Annotated in this window: 19 protein-coding genes; 13 read left to right on the top strand and 6 right to left on the bottom strand. The window is 61.5% G+C overall.

Annotated elements, in window-relative coordinates:
- The first annotated feature begins 21 nt into the window (after positions 1-21).
- Positions 22-1,761: an ABC transporter substrate-binding protein gene (locus NFG57_RS11475; protein ID WP_045994205.1), complete on the top strand. Its 1,740-nt coding sequence runs from the start codon at positions 22-24 to the stop codon at positions 1,759-1,761.
- A gap of 265 nt (positions 1,762-2,026) precedes the next feature.
- Complete coding sequence (locus NFG57_RS11470; protein ID WP_045994204.1) at positions 2,027-3,280, top strand: uracil-xanthine permease family protein; 1,254 nt, start codon at positions 2,027-2,029, stop codon at positions 3,278-3,280.
- Between the two features lie 231 nt (positions 3,281-3,511).
- Here NFG57_RS11470 and NFG57_RS11465 read toward each other — a convergent pair whose 3' ends face one another.
- A complete protein-coding gene (locus NFG57_RS11465; RefSeq protein WP_108133103.1) occupies positions 3,512-4,093 on the bottom strand; it encodes a cupin domain-containing protein in 582 nt (193 codons plus the stop codon).
- A 175-nt stretch (positions 4,094-4,268) separates the two neighbouring features.
- On the opposite strand from NFG57_RS11465, the gene mobA reads away from it, so the two are divergent.
- From mobA to NFG57_RS11430, 7 genes are all read left to right on the top strand, one after another.
- Positions 4,269-4,880, top strand: coding sequence for a molybdenum cofactor guanylyltransferase MobA (gene mobA, locus NFG57_RS11460; protein ID WP_348814361.1), 612 nt, complete (start codon positions 4,269-4,271; stop codon positions 4,878-4,880).
- A complete protein-coding gene (gene mobB / locus NFG57_RS11455; RefSeq protein ID WP_348814360.1) occupies positions 4,877-5,446 on the top strand; it encodes a molybdopterin-guanine dinucleotide biosynthesis protein B in 570 nt (189 codons plus the stop codon). The genes mobA and mobB overlap by 4 nt, the downstream gene beginning before the upstream one ends.
- A complete protein-coding gene (gene glp, locus NFG57_RS11450) occupies positions 5,443-6,693 on the top strand; it encodes a gephyrin-like molybdotransferase Glp (protein WP_348814359.1) in 1,251 nt (416 codons plus the stop codon). The genes mobB and glp overlap by 4 nt, the downstream gene beginning before the upstream one ends.
- Positions 6,694-6,702: 9 nt before the next feature.
- Positions 6,703-7,521: a cyclic pyranopterin monophosphate synthase MoaC gene (gene moaC / locus NFG57_RS11445; protein WP_108448783.1), complete on the top strand. Its 819-nt coding sequence runs from the start codon at positions 6,703-6,705 to the stop codon at positions 7,519-7,521.
- A 3-nt stretch (positions 7,522-7,524) separates the two neighbouring features.
- Positions 7,525-7,983, top strand: coding sequence for a molybdopterin synthase catalytic subunit MoaE (moaE, locus tag NFG57_RS11440; protein ID WP_108133107.1), 459 nt, complete (start codon positions 7,525-7,527; stop codon positions 7,981-7,983).
- A complete protein-coding gene (gene moaA, locus NFG57_RS11435; protein WP_108133108.1) occupies positions 7,980-8,972 on the top strand; it encodes a GTP 3',8-cyclase MoaA in 993 nt (330 codons plus the stop codon). The genes moaE and moaA overlap by 4 nt, the downstream gene beginning before the upstream one ends.
- 303 nt (positions 8,973-9,275) lie before the next feature.
- Positions 9,276-9,560, top strand: a complete 285-nt coding sequence (locus tag NFG57_RS11430) for a hypothetical protein (protein ID WP_045994196.1) — start codon at positions 9,276-9,278, stop codon at positions 9,558-9,560.
- A gap of 217 nt (positions 9,561-9,777) precedes the next feature.
- On the opposite strand, the gene NFG57_RS11425 is transcribed toward NFG57_RS11430, so the two are convergent.
- Positions 9,778-11,364 carry a ribonuclease J gene (locus NFG57_RS11425; protein WP_348814358.1) on the bottom strand — a complete coding sequence of 529 codons (1,587 nt, stop codon included), beginning with the start codon at positions 11,362-11,364 and terminating at the stop codon, positions 9,778-9,780.
- 289 nt (positions 11,365-11,653) lie between these two features.
- Here NFG57_RS11425 and purU point away from each other — a divergent pair, with 289 nt between their 5' ends.
- On the top strand, positions 11,654-12,508 hold the full coding sequence (gene purU / locus NFG57_RS11420; protein WP_045994195.1) for a formyltetrahydrofolate deformylase: 855 nt from the start codon (positions 11,654-11,656) through the stop codon (positions 12,506-12,508).
- A gap of 158 nt (positions 12,509-12,666) precedes the next feature.
- The gene (locus NFG57_RS11415; protein ID WP_348814357.1) at positions 12,667-13,359 is read left to right on the top strand and encodes an energy-coupling factor ABC transporter permease; all 693 of its coding nucleotides are present in this window, start codon (positions 12,667-12,669) and stop codon (positions 13,357-13,359) included.
- A 24-nt stretch (positions 13,360-13,383) separates the two neighbouring features.
- Here the strand turns inward: NFG57_RS11415 and nadB are convergent, their stop codons facing one another.
- The 4 genes from nadB to NFG57_RS11395 form a co-directional block, all read right to left on the bottom strand.
- Positions 13,384-14,955 carry an L-aspartate oxidase gene (gene nadB, locus NFG57_RS11410; protein WP_045994193.1) on the bottom strand — a complete coding sequence of 524 codons (1,572 nt, stop codon included), beginning with the start codon at positions 14,953-14,955 and terminating at the stop codon, positions 13,384-13,386.
- Entirely contained in the window at positions 14,936-16,081 is a 1,146-nt protein-coding gene (locus NFG57_RS11405; protein WP_045994192.1) for an FUSC family protein, read from the bottom strand. Before NFG57_RS11405 ends, nadB begins: the two co-directional genes overlap by 20 nt.
- 356 nt (positions 16,082-16,437) lie before the next feature.
- Positions 16,438-16,656, bottom strand: a complete 219-nt coding sequence (locus NFG57_RS11400) for a hypothetical protein (protein WP_045994191.1) — start codon at positions 16,654-16,656, stop codon at positions 16,438-16,440.
- Between the two features lie 1,076 nt (positions 16,657-17,732).
- Positions 17,733-17,936 carry a hypothetical protein gene (locus tag NFG57_RS11395; protein WP_213227044.1) on the bottom strand — a complete coding sequence of 68 codons (204 nt, stop codon included), beginning with the start codon at positions 17,934-17,936 and terminating at the stop codon, positions 17,733-17,735.
- 1,550 nt (positions 17,937-19,486) lie between these two features.
- Between NFG57_RS11395 and NFG57_RS11390 the strand changes: the two genes are divergently transcribed.
- Both NFG57_RS11390 and NFG57_RS11385 read left to right on the top strand, forming a co-directional pair.
- A complete protein-coding gene (locus NFG57_RS11390; protein WP_348814356.1) occupies positions 19,487-19,912 on the top strand; it encodes a thermonuclease family protein in 426 nt (141 codons plus the stop codon).
- Positions 19,909-20,223 (top strand): hypothetical protein, encoded by a 315-nt coding sequence (locus tag NFG57_RS11385; protein WP_348814355.1) that lies wholly within the window; start codon positions 19,909-19,911, stop codon positions 20,221-20,223. The genes NFG57_RS11390 and NFG57_RS11385 overlap by 4 nt, the downstream gene beginning before the upstream one ends.
- Positions 20,224-20,828: the final 605 nt, after the last annotated feature.

Below are 20,828 nucleotides of genomic sequence, written 5' to 3'. Positions count from 1 at the left end.
ACGACAACAATAGAGGTGACCATGAACGCTAGACTCAAGCTGACCAGACTAGGTGCTGTGGGGCTATTGCTGCTCAGCGGCGGCGCCCTGGCCCAGGACGATCGAACGGCGGTGATCGAGCGCCTGGCCGACGAGGTGTTCAAGGACTCGACCCTGAGTCGCGAGGAACGCATCGCTGAACTGGAATGGTTTGCCAAGGCTGCCGAGCCGTTTGAAGGCATGGAGATCAACACCGTCGCCGAGGGCCTGACCACCCATACCTGGGAGCGCGACGTGCTGGCGCCGGCCTTTACCGAGCTGACCGGTATCGAGGTAACCCACAACATCATCGGCGAAGGTGATGTGGTGCAGAACATGCAGACCCAGATGCAGTCGGGGCGCAATATCTATGACGCCTACGTCAACGACTCGGACGCCATCGGTACCCATATTCGCTACGGCTCGACCATCAACCTGAGCGAGGCCATGGCCAACGAGTGGAAGGACCTGACGCTGCCGACCCTCGATCTGGACGACTTTATCGGCATTCAGTACACCACCGGGCCCGACGGCAGCATCTACCAGCTACCCGATCAGCAGTTTGCCAACCTCTACTGGTTCCGCTATGACTGGTTCCAGCGCGATGATCTGAAGGCACAGTTCAAGGACATCTACGGCTATGATCTGGGTGTGCCCACCAACTGGACCGCCTATCAGGACATCGCCGAGTTCTTCAGCGAGCACGTCGGCGAGATCGACGGTCAGAAGGTCTACGGCCACATGGACTACGGCCGTCGGGATCCGTCGCTGGGGTGGCGCTTCCATGACTCCTGGCTGTCCATGGCCGGCATGGGCAGTCCCGGGGTGCCGTTCGGCAACCCGGTAGACGACTGGGGCATTCGGGTCGATGAAGAAAGCCACCCGGTGGGGGCCAGCGTCAGCCGTGGCGGCGCCACCAATTCACCGGCCTCGGTGTTCGCCGTCACCAAGATGGTGGAGTGGCTTCGAGACTATGCGCCGCCCGAAGCCCAGGGCATGACCTTCGGCGAGGCCGGGCCGGTGCCGGCCCAGGGCAACGTGGCCCAGCAGATGTTCTGGTACACCGCCTTTACCGCCGACATGGTCAGTCCCGATGTGGCAGTGACCGACGATGAGGGCAATCCCAAGTGGCGCATGGCGCCGTCTCCCACCGGCCCGTACTGGGAAGAGGGGATGAAAGTCGGCTATCAGGACGTGGGGGCCTGGACCTTCTTCGATTCGACGCCGGAGGATCGGCGCAGCGCGGCCTGGCTGTTTGCCCAGTTCACCGTGTCCAAGACCGTCTCGCTGGAGAAGCTGATGGCGGGGCTGACGCCGATCCGCCGGTCCGATATCTTCTCCGACCAGATGACCGAGATGGCGCCGAAGCTGGGTGGCCTGGTGGAATTCTACCGCAGTCCCAACGAGTCCAACTGGACGCCTACCGGCACCAACGTGCCTGACTATCCGCGCATGGCGCCGCTGTGGTGGCAGAATCTGGCCCCTGCGGTCAATGGCGACATCTCCGCCCAGGAGGCGCTGGATAATCTGGCCGGTGACCTCGACAACATCATGGCGCGTCTGGCGCGGGCCAAGGTGTTTGCCACCTACGCGCCGGTGCTCAATGAACCCAAGGACCCCGAAGAATGGTTGAGCCAGCCCGGCGCGCCCAAGGCCAAGCTGGACAACGAGATGCCCCAGGGCACCACGGTGCCCTACGAGCAGATGATGGAGGAATGGATGTCGGCCGGTACCCGCGAGTAGGACGGAGGCTTGTGCGCAGGTGAGGGCGCTTCGCAGGTCGCCTTTCGTGCATGGCCCCTGATGTGCAGGACGCCGGGCCCTCGCTGGAGACAGCGGGGGCCCGGCGCATTGTGGGCAATACATGGCGCCGGCTGGATAGCGCAGGCTGGATGAGAGGAGCGTCTGCCAAGCGTTGGCGGTGGCGTCGAAAGACGCGCAAAATTTTGCCGAAACGTTGCGCGTGCGTTGGTACCATAGCCGGCGTTTGTCTACCGCGGAGCCCTCCATGTCAGACCCCTCGTCCTCTTCCTCGCCCGTCGCCCCATCGGCGGATTCCTTGCCTCGGCTGGCGCTGGTCGGTGCCCAGATGCTATTCGTGGCGTTCGGCGCCCTGGTGCTGGTGCCATTGCTGACCGGCCTCGATCCCAACGTCGCCATGTTCACCGCCGGTATCGGCACCCTGGTGTTCCATCTGACCACGCGTCTGACGGTTCCGGTGTTTCTGGCGTCGTCCTTTGCCTTTATTGCCCCTATTCAGGGTTCCATCGCCCACTTTGGTGTCTCCGCCACCCTGGGCGGGCTGATCGCTGCCGGTTTCGTCTACGTGGCGATCTCCCAGGCGGTTCGGCTGAAGGGGACGGGGTGGCTGCATCGGCTGCTGCCGCCGGTGGTGGTAGGACCGGTGATCATGGTCATCGGTCTTGCCCTGGCGCCGGTCGCGGTGAGCATGGCCACCGGCGAGAACAGCGAGACCATTGGTTACACCCAGGCCATGGTGCTGTCCATGTCGAGCCTGCTGGTGACGCTGATCCTGGCGGTCTTCGGGCGCGGTCTGTTGCGCCTGGTGCCGATCATGGGGGGGATCGTCACCGGCTATCTGATGGCATTGCTGATGGGGGTGGTCGACTTCAGCCCGGTACGTGAGGCGGCCTGGCTGGCGTTGCCATCCTTCACCGCGCCGAGCTTTCACTGGGCGGCGGTCCTGTTCATGATCCCTGTCGCCATCGCGCCGGCGGTGGAGCATATCGGTGACATGGTGGCGATCGGCTCGGTGACCCGACGCAACTACCTGGAGAAACCAGGCCTTCACCGCACCCTGTTGGGCGACGGCCTGGCGACCATTTCGGCGGCGCTGTTCGGTGGGCCGCCCAATACCACCTACTCGGAGGTCACCGGGGCGGTCACCCTGACCCGCGCCTTCAATCCGATGTTCATGGTGTCCGCCGCACTGGTAGCCATCACCTTGGCCTTCGTCGCCAAGCTGGGGGCAGTATTGCAGACCATTCCTACCCCGGTGATGGGCGGGATCATGACCCTGCTGTTCGGCTCCATCGCGGTGGTCGGCATGAATACCCTGGTGCGCGCCGGCAAACCCCTGACCGCGCCGCGTAACCTGGTGGTGGTCTCGCTGATCCTGGTATTCGGCATTGGTGGGATGCAGTTCGGCGATGGCCAGTTCGCCCTGCAGGGGGTCAGCCTTGCCGCCTTGATCGGCATCGCCCTCAACCTGGTGTTGCCCCGGGCCAGCGAGGACGAATGAACCCTGCTATTACCATGGCCCGGCGTGACAGCCGGGCCATCGGCTGTTGGCGACAGGGCACTGAAGATCATTCCCTGCCGTAGTCTTTCATCAATGGTGTAGCTGCTTTCCGCCATCGGAGACGGTGGGGGAAATCAATGGTGCAGCTGCTCTCCACCGTCGGAAAAGGTGGGGGGGGGGGCAGGTGTTGGCGACAGGGCACTGACAATCATGCCCTGTCGAAGGCTTTTCTCAATGGTGCAGCTGCTCTCCGCCATCGGAAAAGGTGGGGGGAGTGTTCGCACTGACAATCACGCATTCCTGATCCCCCAGGTTGCGAAACCGATGGGGCAGGCGTGAGTCGAAGTAGTAGGCGTCGCCGGGGCCGAGCAGACCTGTCTCGCCGTTGACGGTGATCTCGATCTCGCCGGTGATGATGACGCCGCCTTCCTCGCCGTCGTGTTCAAGCATCTCTTCGCCGGTATCGGCTCCGGGCGGATAGCGCTCGTGGAGCACCGACATGCGTCGGTCCGGGCGTCTGGCCGCGACAAGCCGCCAGGACAGATGGCCATCGCCGATCTCGGTGAGCTCCGCGGCGCGATAGAAGGGGCTGGGGTGGTTCGGTTCGTCACCCGCGAAGAAGGCGCTGATCGATACCGGCAAGGCGTCAAGAATCTTCTTAAGCGAGCTGACCGATGGGCTCACATTGTTAAGCTCAATCAGCGAAATGGTGCTGTTGGTCACACCGGCTCTTTTCGCCAGTTCGCGTTGAGAAAGCTGCTTTTCCTGTCGTAGTTGGCGCAATCTGGCGCCGACGTCGAAACTGTCTTCCATCCTGTTTCCCGTCTCGGCAAAGCCGATGTTGTGCATAATGATGGACACATGATACCCGCTAACGTCGCTGTCCGACATCCCTGGCGCCTACTGTCTACCCCGATACGCTCATGGCAGCCTGCGGGTGGCTAAGGCATCATGGAGGATGCTGTCGACGACCAATAAAAGAGGTGCAATGGTGGCGAGGCTGGACGCGAAGGAGATAAGCGGCGTGGTTCTGGCGGGAGGCCAGGGGCGACGCATGGGGGGAGTCGACAAGGGGCTGGTGCCGTTCGACGGCAAGCCGCTGGCGGCGCACGCCGTTGCCTGTCTGAAGCCCCATGTGGCTAGCGTGATGATCAATGCCAATCGCCATCTGGACGAGTACTCGGCTCTCGCCGATCGAGTGGTCGAGGATCACCAGGCGGGCTACCACGGACCCTTGATGGGCATCTACAGTGGTCTGGTCGCGTCCTCTACGCCCTGGGTGGTGGTGGTGCCCTGTGACAGCCCGGCGCTGCCCGCCGATCTGGTGCCCCGGCTGGTGGCTGGCTGGCGCGATGGGCTGGATATTGTCGTCGCCCATGACGGCGAGCGGCTGCACCCCGTGGTGGCGTTGCTGTCCCGTCACCTGCATGAGGATCTGGCGGCGGTACTGGAGCAGGGCGAGCGCAAGATCGACCGCTGGTACGATCGCCACCGCTGGGATCGGGTCGACGTTAGCGACTGCGCTGCCGCCTTCGCCAATCTCAACACCGAAGAGGAAAGGCGACGGCTGGAGGCGTGTCGCCAGGAGCGTGACTCATGACGCAGGCGCTGAGCTTGCGCCCCGATCAGCCGCTGTTGGGCATCGCCGCCTGGAGCGGGACCGGCAAGACCACCCTGCTGGAACGTCTGGTACCGATGTTGAAGGGCGCCGGGCTCAAGGTGGCGGTGATCAAGCACGCCCACCACCGCTTCGAGGTAGACCAGCCTGGCAAGGACAGTCATCGCCTGCGTATGGCGGGGGCCGAACCTATCCTGATCGCCTCCCGCGCCCGGCTGGCATTGATGATGGAGACGCCGGGCGGCGAAGAGGCCGATCTGGCAACCCTGCTGGCCATGGTCGCGCCGCTGGAACCGCAGCTGGTGCTGGTCGAGGGCTTCAAGGACTGGCCTTTACCCAAGCTGGAGCTCCATCGGCCGGCGCTGGAAAAGCCGCTGATGGCGGAAGACGATCCATGGATTCAGGCCGTCGCCAGTGACGCCCCGCTGGCGACCAGGGGCGATGCGCTCGATCTCAATGATCATGACGCCATCGCCGCCTGGGTCCAGGCCTGGGTGAGGGGATGGCCCGAGTGGATTGTCGCGCACCAGGGAGGAGAACCGTCATGACAACGCTCTCCTGTTTCGATCTTGGTGAGCGCATGCTCGGCGTCGTGGAGGCGCGCGATGCCCTGTTGACGCTGGTAGCTGGTCGCCTGGCGGCGGAAAAGGTGCCCCTGGCCAGGGCCCACGGCCGAGTGCTGGCCGAGGCGGTAGAAGCGCCTTTCGATGTGCCCGGGCATACCAACTCCGCGATGGATGGGGTGGCGCTCAACTGGTCGACCGAGGACCCCGGCGAGGTCTTTCTCCAGGTGGGAGAAGCCCTGGCGGGGCAGCCTTTTGAGGGGCGCCTGGGCGACGGTGAGTGTATTGCCATCACCACGGGGGCGCCCTTGCCGCCAGGGGCCGACACCGTGGTCATGCTCGAACAGCTCGAGCGAGATGGCGATCGTGTGAGGGTGACACGCGCCGACCGCGTCAAGCAGGGGCAGAACGTGCGCCAGGCGGGCGAGGATCTGCGTGCCGGCCAGGTGGCCATTGCAGCAGGCAGGCGCCTCGAAGCCGCCGCGCTTGGCCTGTTGGCGTCTCTCGGGCAGGCCGAGGTCCGGGTGCGGCGACGTCCTCGGGTAGCCGTGTTCTCCACCGGCGATGAGGTCACAGCACCCGGTGAGGCACGCGCCCAGGCGGCGATCTATGATGCCAACCGCTATTCTCTGATGGGGTTGTTGCAGGAGCATGGCGCCGAGGTAATCGATCTCGGCATCGTCGCCGATGACACCGACGCCCTGGTCGAACAGCTCGCTGACGCCGCCCGGACCGCGGATCTGGTGGTCTCCAGTGGCGGAGTGTCGGTGGGGCAGGCCGACCACACCCGGGAAGCGGTGGAGCGTCTTGGCAGGTTGACCCTGTGGCGGATCGCCATGCGGCCAGGCCGGCCCATGGCATGTGGGTTGATTGGCCCCGACGAGACACCCTTGCTGGGACTGCCGGGTAACCCGGTGGCCTGCATGGTGACCTGTCTGGTGTTTGTGGTGCCGATGCTGGCGGCTCTGGAAGGGCGCTCACCCACTCAGCCACGCTGGAAGGCCGTGGCCGGAAGCGCCTTTCGCAGCAGGGTCGGACGTACGGACTACAGTCGCGGTGTCTTTCACTGTGATGCGGACGGGACCTTGCGGGTGGTCAATACAGGCAATCAGGGTTCCGGTATTCTGTCGTCCATGGTCTCGGCCAATTGCCTGGTCGAGATTCCCGAGGATACGGACTCGGCGTCCATCGATGATATCGTGATGGTACTCCCTCTCTTTCGATTTTCCTGAGGCTTGAACATGACGCTTTCCCATCTCAACGCACGCGGCGAAGCCAACATGGTCGATGTCGGCGACAAGGCAGCGACCCGACGGGAGGCGACGGCGACCGGAAGCATCTCCATGGCACCGGAGACTCTGGCGCTGTTGAGCGATGGCAAGTTGCCCAAGGGCGACGTGCTGGCGACCGCCAGGATTGCCGGTATTCAGGCCGCGAAACGCACCCACGAGCTGATCCCGCTTTGCCACCAGCTGGCGTTGTCCAAGGTCAGCGTCGACTTCGAGATCGACGCCGAATCCAGCTGTGTCAGGGTGTCCGCTACCTGCCGTCTGACCGGACGGACCGGGGTCGAGATGGAAGCCCTGACGGCCGTATCGGTGGCCTGTCTCACCCTTTACGACATGTGCAAGGCGGTGGACAAGGAGATGGAGATCGGCGAAATCCACGTGGATGCCAAGCAGGGCGGCAAGTCCGGTGACTATCTGCGTCGGAGCGCGACCGCGACCGCTGCGACGGCAACGCCGATCGTGACCAGCCCCGAGAACAGCCCGGCGTTGACCCTGGGGCTTGCGTCCGCCGCGGAGCAGTGTGTCAGGGTGAAGTGCCTGGCTGAACTGCGCGAAAGGCTTGGCGTCGGTGAAGCATCGGTGCCCCTGGACAGGTTGCCCAGTGCCGATGTTGCCGGTCTCAAGCAGGCACTGAAGACCCTGGATGATCGCTTCAAGGGGCTGGATGAAGGGCGTGTGCTGTGCGCCGTCAATCAGGTGATGGCGAGTGACGGTACCCGTCTGACCTGTGAGGACGAGGTGGCCTTCTTCCCGCCAGTGACAGGAGGCTGATCGATGATACGCGTGCAGCATGAGACCTTCGATGCAGGTCATGAACAGCGCCGGATGCTCGAACATCGCACCGACATCGGAGCGGTGGTCAGCTTCACTGGACTGGTCAGGGACTTCAATGAACGTCCGGACGTCACGGCGCTGACGCTTGAGCATTATCCCGGCATGACCGAAGCGTCGCTGGCCGAGATCGAGGCTGAGGCGCGACAGCGCTGGCCGCTCGATGAGGTAACCCTGATCCACCGGATCGGTCGTCTGGAGCCCGGTGATCCCATCGTACTGGTGGTGGTGGCCAGCGCCCATCGGCGTGCCGCCTTCGAAGCCTGCGAATTCTTGATGGACCATCTGAAGACCCGGGCGCCATTCTGGAAGAAGGAGCACACCGAAAGCGGCGATTACTGGGTATCTGAACGTCGTCAGGATCATGATGACGCCAAGCGTTGGGAGGTCGCTTCGCAATGACACAACAGTTGATCGATAGTTTCGGTCGCCGGGTGACCTACGTCCGATTGTCTGTCACCGACCGCTGCGACTTTCGCTGCGTCTACTGCATGAGCGAGGAGATGACCTTCCTGCCACGTGCCCAGGTGCTGACGCTGGAGGAAATCGCTCAGGTGGCGCAAGCCTTCACCGAGCTCGGCGTGGAAAAGATTCGTTTGACCGGGGGGGAGCCGCTGGTCCGTCGCAATATCGAGCAACTGGTGTCCAGTATAGGGGCCTTGCCGGGGCTTCGGGACTTTGCCATGACCACCAACGGGGCGGGCCTGAGGCGGCATGCCGAGGCGCTGCGCCAGGGCGGCATGAAGCGTCTCAACATCAGTCTGGATTCGCTGGATCCCGAGCGCTTTCGACGGCTGACGCGTACCGGTGACCTCGACAAGGTGCTGGACGGCATCAGCGCCGCTCGGCAGGCCGGCTTTGAGCGGATCAAGCTCAATGCGGTGGTGCTCAAGGGGCGCAACGAAGACGAAGTGCTGGATCTTGTCGAGTTCTCCAGGGCAGAGGGGCTGGATATCAGCTTTATCGAGGAGATGCCGCTGGGCGATGTGTCCGACCATTCCCGTGCCGAGACCTATTGTTCAAGTGACGAGGTGCGCGAAAGGATCGAGCAGCGCTACCCCCTGATGGCCACGACGGAAGCCACCGCAGGGCCTTCTCGCTACTACCGTATGGAGGATAGCGAGACGCGGGTCGGATTCATCTCGCCCCATAGCCATAACTTCTGTTCTTCCTGCAATCGTGTTCGGGTCACGGTGGAAGGGCGTCTGCTGCTGTGCCTTGGCAACGAGCATTCGGTGGATCTCAGGGCGGTATTGAGGCGCTACCCCGGTGACATGGAGAAGCTCAAGGCCGCCATCGTGGAGGCGATGCCGCTAAAGCCTGAGCGGCACCATTTCACCACCGATGGGGATGTTCAGGTGGTTCGCTTCATGAACATGACCGGTGGCTGACAGCGCTTTCGCCAAGTGACCGTTTGTTTCCTTACCTGCGCGGGCGCCTTGGGCGCCCGCTCTTTGTATCCTGGCCGCTGTCTTTTTTCCTCGAGGTGTCAGCGTTTCAACCAATATTGACCGGTCAAGGGGTGACTGGGCTCGTCCAATGAGCTCGCTGTTGACGTATAAAGACCGCCAATATTTCGGTAATTGACAAGGAAAAATCTCCAGCATTTCTTGCCAAGAGTGGCCGGTTGCATATACTTTTCTTCAAGTGAATTGCGGCGTGCGCCGCTTGGTGTCAAAGCTATGGAGTGAGCTATGTCCAGCGAATCATTGGAACGCATTGCGAGAAACAAGAACGTGGCACGGGCAGCAGCTCGTCAACTGAGCATGGAACAGCTGCAAAAACTGGCGGAAGTGGTCGAGGAGGTCATCGATCAGAAGCGAGACGAGGAGCGCCAGCGCCAGGAAGAAGAGATGCAGAAGGCCCAGAAGCTGGCGGAGATCCGTGAGCAGATCACCGAAGCCGGCCTGTCGCTGGATGATCTCGTATCGGAGCAGCCCAAGCGCAAGCGTGGACGTCCGCCCAAGAACGCCAAGTGATTCTGCTGGCGCAGGTGTGGTCACGCGAGTTCGGTTGACCTGACCTTGCACGGACGTGTCGCGTCGCCAGTGCAGCTTGGCCGCTGTGTCACCAAGGCGCGTGCATGACGCAAAGCGCGTGAATGGTGACGGCACGGCCACAAGTACGGCGAACGTCGAGCCGCGACCGGCCCTGGAAACGTCCAGGGCCGGTTGTTTTGTTTATAGGGGTGGGGGCTCAGACGTCACCGGCGAGGCCTTCGATATCGCTCGCCATCAACTGGAGCTCGACCTGGGGCAGACGCTGCAAGTGTTCGCCCAGCCAGGCCTGAATACGAGGGTAGAGGCCACGACGGAGCGCCGACAGGGTATCGACGGCCAGGTCGTCGAGTTGTTCGTCGAGCCAATCGATGAAATTGTCCTCGTCCAGGGGGCTGGTCTGGCTTGAGTCGATCATCAGCCGGCCAATTCTGGCCCAGCCGGTGTCGGTCGCCACCAGGCTGATGGCGAGGAAGAGTACGCCGTGGCGATTGCGCGCATGTGCCGGAGATTGACGCCGGTCGATGCCCCCGCGTTCGATGATGCACTGAGACAGAGGGAAGCTTTCCTCGCGGGTCAGGCCGCCCTGGTCGAAGCGGATCAGATCGCCGTTGCGAGGTGCCAGCGGAGCCTCGATGCCCAGGCGACAGGCCAGTTCCTGATGCGCTGACTGATGGTTTTCCTCGCCATGGACCGGCAGCAGTCTGGTCGGCTGGAGCCAGCGATAGAAGCGTTCCAGTTCCTGCTGTGCGGGGTGCCCGGAGGCATGTAGTTCGGGGTGGCTGGCATCATCGATGATGGTGACCTGAAAGCGCGCCAGGCCGCGCTTGAGCCGCTCGATAAGGTGCTCGTTGCCGGGAATGGCCTTGGCCGAGAAGATGACGGTGTCGCCAGTGGTCAGCTCGAAGTGAGGATGCCTTCCCTGGGCAAGGCGCGACAGCGCGGCGCGGGGTTCGCCCTGGCTCCCCGTGGCAATGACCAGCACTTCCTCGGGTGGTAGATAGCCCAGGTCGCTGACGGGCACCAGCGCAGGAAAGTCGTCGAGATAGCCCAGTTGCCTGGCATGGCCCACCATGCGCTCCATGGAGCGCCCGAGCAGGCTGACCCGGCGTCCGCAACGAGCAGCGGCGCGGCCGATGGCCAGGACCCGTGCCAGATTGCTGGCGAAGCAGGAAACGACAACGCGGCCCTGGCAGCGGGAGATGGTAGACACCATGGCCCTTGCGACCTCGCCTTCACTTCGTGAATGGCCGGCCACGTTGGCATTGGTGGAATCACCCACCACCAGATCGACCGGCGCGAGGGCGCGAAACAGATCTTCGTTCACCGGTTGGCCGATCAGCGGCTCTGGGTCCAGTTTCCAGTCGCCGGTATGCAGGATGCGCGAGTTGCCTGCCTGAATGAGCAGGGCGCAGCTTTCCGGGATGGAATGGGTCAGCGGCAGGAAACGAAGGGAAAACCCTGCGATGTCCCTGGCGTCCCCGGGTTCGATGACGTCTATCGCGTCGGTGGGAAGTCCCCGTTCGCTGAACTTGACGCGCAACATGGCGGCGACTAGAGGGGTCGCCAGAATAGGGCAGGCCCAGCGTGGCCATAGCCAGGCGGCGGCACCGATATGATCTTCGTGGCCATGGGTAATGAGCAGCGCCTGCGGACGGATGCCGCGGGTATCCAGTATCGAGGTGTCCGGCACCTGGAGCGGCTCACCTGGAAGGTCCTGGCGAATAAGCATGCCACAGTCGACGGCAATCCAGGCGTCCTTATAGCCGTACAGGCTTAGATTCATGCCGATCTCGCCACAGCCTCCCAGGGGCAGAAAATGCACCGGTGGGCGGCGTCGTGGTCGAATCTGGGCTCGCGGAATCGGCATCATGCTCGGCATCGTGGACGGTGTTCATTTCACTATACGGGATCGACCGCGCACGACTCAACGCGAGAGGTCAAAGGACCCGTGCAGCGGTCGTTCGCCATCTCACTTTTCGCTACAATGCACGCCCCGAACGGGCGTGCTCATCGCCCCTCCCCATGGTGGTGCAAGGTTGGTCACCGAGCGTTGGTCCAAGGATACAGGTGTTATGTCCCATTTCTATCGTCTGGTCGTGTCGTGTCCCGATCGACTGGGTATTGTCGCCAGGGTGTCGAACTTCATTGCTGGCCACGGTGGTTCCATCACCGAGGCCAATCAGCACTCGGACCTGGCCTCTGGTCGCTTCTTCATGCGTTACGAAATCCTGGCCGACTCCATCGGCATGTCGAAGGAAGCCCTGTGCGAGGCCTTTGCGCCGGTAGCGCGTGAATTCGAGATGGACTGGGCGCTGCGCGACACTCGTCAGAAGCGGCGCGTCGTGCTGATGGTTTCCAGGGAATCTCATTGCCTGGTGGATCTGTTGTATCGATGGACCGCTGGTGAGCTCGATTGCGAGATCGCGGCGGTGATTTCGAACCATGACGACATGCGCAAGATGGTCGAGTGGCACGGTATTCCCTACCATCATGTGCCGGTTTCGGCAGACGACAAGAGTGCCGCCTTCGCCGAGGTCGAGCGTCTGGTCGAGGCGTCCGAGGCCGACAGTATCGTGCTGGCGCGCTATATGCAGATTCTTCCGCCTGATCTGTGCGAGCGCTACAGTGGGCGAGTCATCAACATTCACCATAGCTTCCTGCCATCCTTTGCCGGGGCCAAGCCGTATCACCAGGCTTACCAGCGCGGCGTCAAGCTGATTGGTGCGACCTGCCACTACGTCACCGAGGAACTCGACGCCGGGCCGATCATCGAGCAGGATATTCACAGGGTCAGTCACTGTCATACGCCGGATGATCTGGTGCGTTTCGGGCGCGATGTAGAAAAGACCGTGCTGGCACGGGGGCTGCGTTGGCACCTCGAGGATCGGGTGCTGATCCACGACAACAAGACCGTCGTCTTTGCCTGAGCCGGCATCAAGGGCGCCGGCCGTTCTTTCGACGCCCGGCGCCTGGGCGGGAATGGGTGAGCGCGAGAGTCTCGAAAGCCTGGTCCGGTCACTCACCCAGGCATGCCAACCGAGCCGGAATCGCCCGTACAGGTAGGCAGCAGGAAGAGGAGGGGGTCATGTCCTTTGCTCAGGTGATCCTTGCCCCCTGGCTGATCTGGGTTTGCGCGGGGGTGGCGCTGTCGGCCCTGGTGCTTGCCCTTTTCCAGCGTCCCTGGCGCGCCCTCTTTCAAGATTCTGGCCTGCAGCATCGCTGGCTGGCGGCAACGCTGATGGTGGCGATGCTGTGGCAACTAAGGGCCCAGGCGGTCGATTGGCTCAGTCTGCATCTGCTGTTCACCACTCTGATGACGCTGGTCTTTCGAGGCCCCCTGGCGCTCTTGAGCTGTCTGCTGGTCAATCTGTCACTGGTGCTGACCGGGCGCGTCGCCTGGCCACTGCTGGGCGTCAATCTGGTGGTCACCGGCCTGGTGCCGATGCTGGTGACGGTGCTGATCTGGCGCCTGGTCGATCGACGGCTGCCATCTCATCCCATGGTTTTCCTGTTTATCGGCGGGTTCTGGTGCGCGGCGTTGTCGGCACTGGCTTCGGGGCTCGCGGTGCTGGGGTTGACGCGGCTCGGCGCCAGTGACCCGTCAGCGTTATTCCAGGCCAGTGAGTACGCGCGTTTCCTGCCGCTGCTGATGCCGTCGGAGGCCTTTATCAGCGGCATGCTGCTGAGCATTCTGATGTTCTACCACCCACACTGGGTCGCCACCTTCAACGACAGCCGTTACCTGGACGACGATGGTCGCGGCGGCCGGGGCCCGTGAGCTGAGCAGGGCCGCGACCTTGCCTCAGGCGGGTTTGATCTGGCGTGACGGTTGCGGTGTCGGGTCCGCGTGGCGGGCGCAGTCCGGATTGTAGTGCAGCCCCCGGGATTCTCGCCTTGTGCAGGCGCTGGCGACCGTCAGACTGGCCAGAGTGAGCGCCTGGCGACAGGCGTGCAGCTCGACACTCGCGGCGCCGCCCCGAGTCAGGTCATGAAACTCCGATTCCAGTTGCTCGAGGGTCGTGCGTGCCTCGGCCAGCCCTTCGTCCTGGCGCACGATGGCGACCCTCGCGCTCATGATCTGGCGGACGCGCTGGCGCAACGAGGCGAGTCTCTCGCTGGAAACCTGTCGATCTCCAGTTGTTGCGCTCGGCCGTGGTGTCAAGGTGCGTCCCGGCGCCGGCTCACTCAGGTGGCGAGCGGCGGATCTGGCGTAGACCAGGCACTCGAGCAAGGAGTTGCTGGCCATGCGATTGGCGCCGTGCAGTCCGGTACAGGCGACTTCGCCGATGGCGTAGAGCCCAGCCACGCGCGTGGCTCCCCGATGGTCGGTGGCGACGCCGCCGCAGCTATAGTGGGCCGCCGGCACCACCGGGATGGCCTGGGTGGTGATATCCAGGCCGCGCGCGAGGCAGTGAGCGTGGATGGTGGGGAAGTGGTGACGTATGGCGGCGTCGCCGAGGTGACGGATGTCCAGCAGCACATGGTCGCTCGAGGTGCGCTGCATCTCGGCATCGATGGCGCGGGCGACCACGTCTCGCGGGGCCAGTTCAGCGCGCTCATCGATGGCGGGCATGAACCGCTCGCCACGCACGTTCAGCAGCAGGCCGCCTTCGCCTCTTACCGCCTCGCTGACCAGAAAGGGCGGTCCCTGTGGATCGAACAGGCAGGTGGGGTGGAACTGCTGGAACTCCAGGTTCATCAGTTCGGCGCCGATCTCCCAGGCCATGACCATGCCCTCGCCACTGGCCGGGGCGGGGCTGGTGGTATGCAGGTAGAGCCCACTGGCGCCGCCGGTAGCCAGGACGGTGTCCTGGGCGACAAGGTCGTGAGGACGCTGGTGGGCGTCCAGGCAGCGGGCACCGCAGCAGGCACCCAGGTCATCAGTGAGCAGTTCGACCGCGATCAGGTCGTCGCGCAGCGTGATCTGCGGATGGGCGCGCACTCGGGCCAGCAGGGTGTCGGTCACGGCCCGGCCGGTGGCGTCGTCGGCGTGGATGATTCGGCGAGCGTTGTGGCCGCCCTCCCGCGTGAGGTGGTAGGGGTAGCCACTGGCCGCCTCGGGATCCGGTGTGAAGGGCACGCCAAGACTCAACAGCCAGGCGATGGCGTCGGGGCCGTTTTCCACGGTGAAGCGCACCGCCGCTTCATCGCACAGCCCGTCCCCGGCAATCAGGGTATCCTGGATGTGGGCCTCGATGTCGTCCTGAGGCGACAGCACCGCGGCAATACCACCCTGGGCCCAGCGACTGGCACCTTGCGCCTCGACACCGGGGCGCAGCAGGGTGACCGGCCGGCGATCGGCGATCTCCAGGGCCATCGCCAGACCGGCGACGCCGCCACCGATGATGAGGACGTCAAGAGGGGCGTTTGCCATGCGTGGTTCCTTCCTTGCGGTCGAAAGAGGGGGCTCGGTGGAGCCCGTGTCGGGGGGCGCGGCGGCGCAGGCGCCTGCTGGGTAGCCGCTCGAGTCCGCCCAGGCGGCGGGCGGTTGCTTCGGTCAGGCGGGCCAGCTCCCGGTTCAGCCAGAGATAGCCGCTGGGGCTGAACAGCATTCTGCCATCCTCGGCGCGTGCCGTGGAGGCGAGGTCGGCGAAATCGTCCAGCGCGAAGGGCGTGACCTCGAGCGTGACCGGGCGTCCGGTGCGCACCTCGAAGGCGAGGGTGCCGAGATCCCGCGCCAGGGCGTGCTGCTGATCGCGCAGTCCTGCCATGGCATCGATCTGTTCGTGACCGGCGCGCGTGGTCCAGTGGGTCTCGAGCAATAGCTCCAGGGTGGACAGCATGCGTCGCTGGTAGGAGATCAGCTCGTCGACTTCGCCGCGGGTCAGGCGCCCTTCGCGGTGGACCGCGTCGGTCAGTCCGCGCTGCTTGACCAGCAATTGGCTGGCGGCCTTGAACAGTGCCTGGGTATCGATGCCCGGTGCCGATGTGGCACTGGTGTGGGTGTGATACAGCCGCGCCATGCGATCCAGACAGTCGGCCAGCAGGAAGCGCAGCATGTCGGTGGCCTTGTGTGGCAGGAAGACCAGGGTGGCGCCGATGCCGACCAGGGTGCCGAGCAGTACGTCTGCGCTTCGCCAGAGTGCCACGCTGAGCTGTTGCGAGCCGTCGCCGATCACCAGCAGCAGGCTGATGGCGAACATCAGTCCGCTGTAGGCCTGGCGACCGCCGAAGACCACCCAGGTGGCGATGGCGATGCCGATCAGCGCGCCGAGTTGTACCCCCCAGCCTGGCAGCGGGAGGATGATCAGCGCCAGGCCGAGGGCGGCGCCGATCAGGGTGCCGGCCAGGCGCTGGCGCCCCTTGTCCAGTACGCCCCCGATATGGGGAAGGTTGCCCATCACCATGACCGTGCTCACCAGCGCCCAGCCACTGTGCTGGAAGGGGAACGTCTGGACGATGGCAAAGGTCACGATCAGTGCCAGACTGACCCGGAGTACGTGGAAGAGGCGGCGATGGCGGTGATTGATGAAGGGGTCGCGCAGGCGTCCGAGCAGCATGGTTCAGCCTCTCTGTCGGCCTGGGGCCGGCTCTCGTGCCGGTTGAGGGTGGGCGGTGGAAGGCGCCGTCATACGCTGTCCGAGATCGTCGGGCAGGGGATCTCGGGGTAGAGAAGCATTGTCGCTCAAGATGCTGAAGACCGTGCAGTGCTGATGAAAATGGGGGTGAAGTTTACCACGCAGGCTCGCGTGCCGTCCCGAGCCAAATGATGTCTCGAGGGACGGTGTCCAGGTGGCTGACAACGGAAAGGGGCCCCGTCCCTGGGGCCCCTTTCATCATGGTGAGTCATCGTGGTGGGTCATGGTCACACGTCATGGCCGCACGTCATGACTCGGCAAGGCTCAGCGCCAAAGGCTCAGGCGGCAGCGTCCTCTTCCATCATCTTGTGAATGAGCTCCTTGAGGTCCTCGACCTGTTGCTCGAGGGCTTCCACCCGGTCCTCTTCGCTGTTCTGCTGGGCTTTCTCCTCGATTTCCTGCATGTGCTCCTGCAGGGCTTCCGAATCCATGGCGAAGGTGCTGCCCGCCATCACAAATGCGGCGATCATGGTCGATCCGACTAGCGTGCGTTTCATGTGGCATCTCCTGGAAGTCGTCCCTGAACCCTGTGAAGGCCCGCGCTCACTCCATCGAGGCGATATGGCGCTCTGCCGTCCGTGAACTGAACTGGCACAATTCACTATAGGAGGTATTTCTTTATTCGCCATTATTGATATTTCGGCGCAAACGATGAGCAAGGGTGTGGGGAACGATGAGAAGGCGATGACAAAGCGACGAGAGGGCGATCAGAGGATGATGAAAGACGGGGCGGGGCAGGGAAAGCGTCTGGCGTGCAACGCCAACGGCAAGATGGCTAAAGTGGGCTGCGCGACCAGAACGCGACCAGAACACCACCACAAGGTAGGTCATCGAGGGAGTGAGTCACGTAAGACATCGATAGGGTTGGTGCCCGGAGCCGGGCTCGAACCGGCACGGTGTTGCCACCGAGGGATTTTAAGTTCGATCTGATCTAATTGGCGGCCGCGCTTGCAATGCGGTTTTTATGAAAATCAGTCACTTAAAGTTGCGTAATGCTGGACATAGCTGCCTCTCAGGCATCGACTGTGCGACCAAATTGCGACCATATTAAGGTACTGTGAGATTTCTTGGTGACAACGACTTTTACTTAGGAACGGGACAAAGGCGTCTAGCAAAGCATCTGACTGGTATTTTCACAAGCAATGTACTAGAGATCTAGTCATTGCTTAGCTTCTTTTATGAGTTGTCTAGTTGTTTTTTGTTACTTTTACGGAGTGATTTTCCAGGATTGTGCAGGTGTGAGCAACGTTGTGGTCCTACGAGCTTTGCTATGTCAGCATATACTATATGAATTGCTGAAACAGGAACGCTTTTGTTAGAAGAAACTGATGGTTGCGAGCAAGATGAGCTTAAGGAAAAGTTAGAGCTGCTCAGGGAGATACTGTCTTCTATAGAAATTATATCTAAGTCTACCGATTGGCTAGATGATAGAAACAGGGTGAGAATTGGGCGATTGTCTCATACTGGCATGCTTCTCATCGATGTTATAGAAGACTTCACGTCACAGAGGCGGCGTGATGGTCATCAACAATGATGATGCAGGGAATGGAGATGGTTAAAGATAATGTATTGCCTATTTTTGCGTAGAAATTCCCACTGATTTCATATAAGTTTCAAAGGCAATGCAGGCTGCTTTGCAGCGAGCATCAACCTCACTTTCGAGTGTATCAAGTACATGTCGTTGGGCACCCGGCTTGTACTCCACAATGTCCCACTCGATTTCTGACCCAATCTCGCTGTAATGCGCTTCTACCTTGATGGATGTTGTGACATTCATAGCGTCTCTCCAAGTCTTCTATGTTCCTGAGTGTAACAGTATTTTGAGACATTGGGATGCTCACGCTCGGACCAGCATAGAGAAGTGAAAAAAGATAGTTTTAAGGCCTGGTTGCGGCGCGTTCGAGCACAGGTCAGTGAATTTTGGCTCGCAGGGGTAGGGCTCATGAGAGAAGAAATAATAAGCTTTACAGCTGTAGATGGTGGATGGGAGCTGTTCTGTAGAAACTGTTACACGCTAGAGTTTAACCACTACTCAGATTCTCCGTGGCTCCAATTCGAAATTCAGCCTGAAACAAAAAATGGGGGACGCTACACCGTCAGGTGCCGCGTATGCCGCCATGTATCGCGACGAAAATCGCTGCATCCGGATAGTCTTCGACCATCTTAGATTCGGGTTGCGAGCAAGGTAGTGGCGCTGGCGGAAAGGTTATAGCAGATCGTAGATTGTGGATCGCACCTCGTACCGCTCTGATCTACGCTGAGCCAAGCACTTTGTTTTCAGGAGACAGGGATGCTCACGCAGATGATCAGTTACCAGGTTGTGGAGAGCGGGCTGGAAATGCGTTGCCTGGTGTGTCAGACCGTCGAATTTCAGGAGACAGGGCGGCAAGGCTGGAGGCTTTTCGAAGTGGTGCCAGACGGTCCTTGGGGCAGATGCTTCATCATTACGTGCAGGGCCTGTGGCCACAAGAACCTGCGCGCCTCTTTGCAGCCTGACTGGTATGGCTGAGGTGGGCAGTCAGCTACGACATCATGCTGTGACGCCATCTCAAGGAGCCCCGGTGCTCGTGAGCCTGGTGTCTTTGGTAGTCGGCAGGCCGACGGCTGAGCCTGCAAAGACTTACTCGGCTAGTACCGCTTTGGCACAGAAGCTGACATTATGTTCTACGCTAAGCACTAGGAGGCTAGACGTAGGATAGTCATGTTGGACATGCCGATGATCAATTTTGCGACCGTGGAAGGCGGCTGGGAAATGTACTGCCTGAAATGCCACTCTGCCGAGTTCAACGTCACTGATCGCTCACCGTGGAGCCAGTTCGAGATCCGGCCGGGTGCCCCGCATGGGAGGTGCTACATCATAAAATGCCGTTCATGTGGCCACGAGGCTCTCCGAAATACACTGCAGCCGGATTGATGAAGCCCTCTGCAGGACTGATACATGCCCGTGGTTACTGGGCTGTCGGGAAGAAATGTGCTCTACCATACACCAGGCCATACATGGTGCCGTCGGCTAGGCTTGGGTGGGAGGCTGTTCTAGAGGAAATGGTAGCACGCCATGGGCTACCCTATGGCAGGTCGTGTTGATGAGGGTGGGCTAATGCAGATTGATCCAGTGGTCTCAAGGTTCGTGGACGGAGGCATTGAGCTGTACTGTCCAAAATGCGAGAACAGAGAGTGGCAACCTGAATCGCACGAAGGGTTCAGTCTCTTTCATGTGTGGCATGAGTATCACGGTTGCCAAGAGATTCACACGAAGTGCACGGTTTGTGAAAACAAGCACGTGGCTAGGACGTCGTCGCCAAGGTGCTGAGGACAACAGCTCTCACTATGGCTGTGCTGATGTGGTTGCCTTTCAGCTCTCACGCCGACTACGGCAGCGCCACCGTCGCCAGGGTGACCAGCATCGTCGATGGCGATACGTTCCGGGCCGACATCGAGGGCTGGCCGGCGGTGATTGGCGAGCGGATCCCGGTGCGTATTGAGGGCATCAATACGCCAGAGATGCGCAGCCAGTGCCCGGCGCCCGAGTTGCAAGAGCGGGAGAGGGCGCTGGCCAGGGAGGCCAAGCAGTTCACCGTGGCGGCGTTGCGCGATGCAGAGCACATCCAGCTGCACGAGATCGAGCGGGGGAGCTTCTTCCGCATTCTGGCGAGAGTGACGGTCGACGGGCGCGACCTGGGCGACCAGCTCATCGAGGCAGGGCTGGCACGGCCATACCGGCCAGGGGCCAGCAAGACCCAGTGGTGCCAATGAGCGAGTACGAGATCACCCAGTGGCGCAAACGCCTCGAGCGTAAGGGCTGGCTCGGCCTGAGCCGGTCATCGCCGCCGATCGACAAGCTGGTCGAGTATCACGTTGTCTGGCAGGGCTGGCTGATCAGCGGGCGCTGCGTGCTGGGCAAGGAGATCAAGGACGACTGGTGGGAGCCAGGCACACCGCAGTACCTGCTATCCCGCAAGCACGGCATCAGCGATGGCGTGTGGCGGCTGGCGAAGGATCAGCAGGCAGAGGTGGGGCAGGTGAGAAGGGCCTGGGTGCTCAAGAATAAGAGATCGGGGGAGTAATGAGGAAGCTGGTTCTCGGTAGTTGCTGTGTCGTTCTGATTGGGATAATAGGGTTTTCGTTCTGGTGGTTCACCGTTGAGAACGGCCAAAGATTGTCGACGGATATGGCTTTGTGGGGGAGCTATGGGAGTTTCCTTGCAGGCTCCATCGGTGTGACTTTTGGCTTAGCGACTGTGTGGATGCTGGCTGAAACATTGAAAATACAGCGTGACGAGCTTGCAGCAACTCGAGATGAGCTTAAAAGGACTAGAGAAGCTCAAGAAAGTGCGTCCGACAACATGAGGTTGCAGTACGAAATTCTTCTGGCTGATTACAAAAGAAGAAATTTCGCGTCTTACGTTAATTCGTTAGTGGCTCCAATAGATAGTGCTTTGTCAGCTAGTAAGATTATAAATGATAGGCATGTGACAGTCACCACATCTTTGATGTATAAGAATTACTACGACACATTTTCTTCTGAACTGGCAATAATCGTGTGGCAATTTTGTGAAATCGGGAAATCCCTTCGGTCTAGCGAGATCGCTCACGAGGATCTCATATATTTGACCCATTCGGCTGCCCGATTCTATTTTTTGTATTCTTCTTGTCGAAGCGCCGGCCTGTTT

Origin of the sequence: Halomonas sp. H10-59 (assembly GCF_040070555.1) — a bacterium.
Taxonomy (GTDB): domain Bacteria; phylum Pseudomonadota; class Gammaproteobacteria; order Pseudomonadales; family Halomonadaceae; genus Halomonas; species Halomonas litopenaei.
This window is presented reverse-complemented; position numbering and strand designations above follow the sequence as displayed.

Excerpts from the sequence above, each read along its gene's own strand:
- mobA (WP_348814361.1), top strand. The coding sequence starts at position 4,269 with ATGGTGGCGAGGCTGGACGCGAAGGAGATAAGCGGCGTGGTTCTGGCG.
- purU (WP_045994195.1), top strand. The coding sequence starts at position 11,654 with ATGTCCCATTTCTATCGTCTGGTCGTGTCGTGTCCCGATCGACTGGGT.
- NFG57_RS11405 (WP_045994192.1), bottom strand. The coding sequence starts at position 16,081 with ATGCTGCTCGGACGCCTGCGCGACCCCTTCATCAATCACCGCCATCGC.
- NFG57_RS11475 (WP_045994205.1), top strand. The coding sequence starts at position 22 with ATGAACGCTAGACTCAAGCTGACCAGACTAGGTGCTGTGGGGCTATTG.
- NFG57_RS11415 (WP_348814357.1), top strand. The coding sequence starts at position 12,667 with ATGTCCTTTGCTCAGGTGATCCTTGCCCCCTGGCTGATCTGGGTTTGC.
- NFG57_RS11430 (WP_045994196.1), top strand. The coding sequence starts at position 9,276 with ATGTCCAGCGAATCATTGGAACGCATTGCGAGAAACAAGAACGTGGCA.
- NFG57_RS11385 (WP_348814355.1), top strand. The coding sequence starts at position 19,909 with ATGAGCGAGTACGAGATCACCCAGTGGCGCAAACGCCTCGAGCGTAAG.
- glp (WP_348814359.1), top strand. The coding sequence starts at position 5,443 with ATGACAACGCTCTCCTGTTTCGATCTTGGTGAGCGCATGCTCGGCGTC.
- moaC (WP_108448783.1), top strand. The coding sequence starts at position 6,703 with ATGACGCTTTCCCATCTCAACGCACGCGGCGAAGCCAACATGGTCGAT.
- nadB (WP_045994193.1), bottom strand. The coding sequence starts at position 14,955 with ATGGCAAACGCCCCTCTTGACGTCCTCATCATCGGTGGCGGCGTCGCC.
- NFG57_RS11395 (WP_213227044.1), bottom strand. The coding sequence starts at position 17,936 with ATGAATGTCACAACATCCATCAAGGTAGAAGCGCATTACAGCGAGATT.
- NFG57_RS11465 (WP_108133103.1), bottom strand. The coding sequence starts at position 4,093 with ATGGAAGACAGTTTCGACGTCGGCGCCAGATTGCGCCAACTACGACAG.
- NFG57_RS11390 (WP_348814356.1), top strand. The coding sequence starts at position 19,487 with ATGGCTGTGCTGATGTGGTTGCCTTTCAGCTCTCACGCCGACTACGGC.
- moaE (WP_108133107.1), top strand. The coding sequence starts at position 7,525 with ATGATACGCGTGCAGCATGAGACCTTCGATGCAGGTCATGAACAGCGC.
- NFG57_RS11400 (WP_045994191.1), bottom strand. The coding sequence starts at position 16,656 with ATGAAACGCACGCTAGTCGGATCGACCATGATCGCCGCATTTGTGATG.
- NFG57_RS11425 (WP_348814358.1), bottom strand. The coding sequence starts at position 11,364 with ATGAATCTAAGCCTGTACGGCTATAAGGACGCCTGGATTGCCGTCGAC.
- mobB (WP_348814360.1), top strand. The coding sequence starts at position 4,877 with ATGACGCAGGCGCTGAGCTTGCGCCCCGATCAGCCGCTGTTGGGCATC.
- NFG57_RS11470 (WP_045994204.1), top strand. The coding sequence starts at position 2,027 with ATGTCAGACCCCTCGTCCTCTTCCTCGCCCGTCGCCCCATCGGCGGAT.
- moaA (WP_108133108.1), top strand. The coding sequence starts at position 7,980 with ATGACACAACAGTTGATCGATAGTTTCGGTCGCCGGGTGACCTACGTC.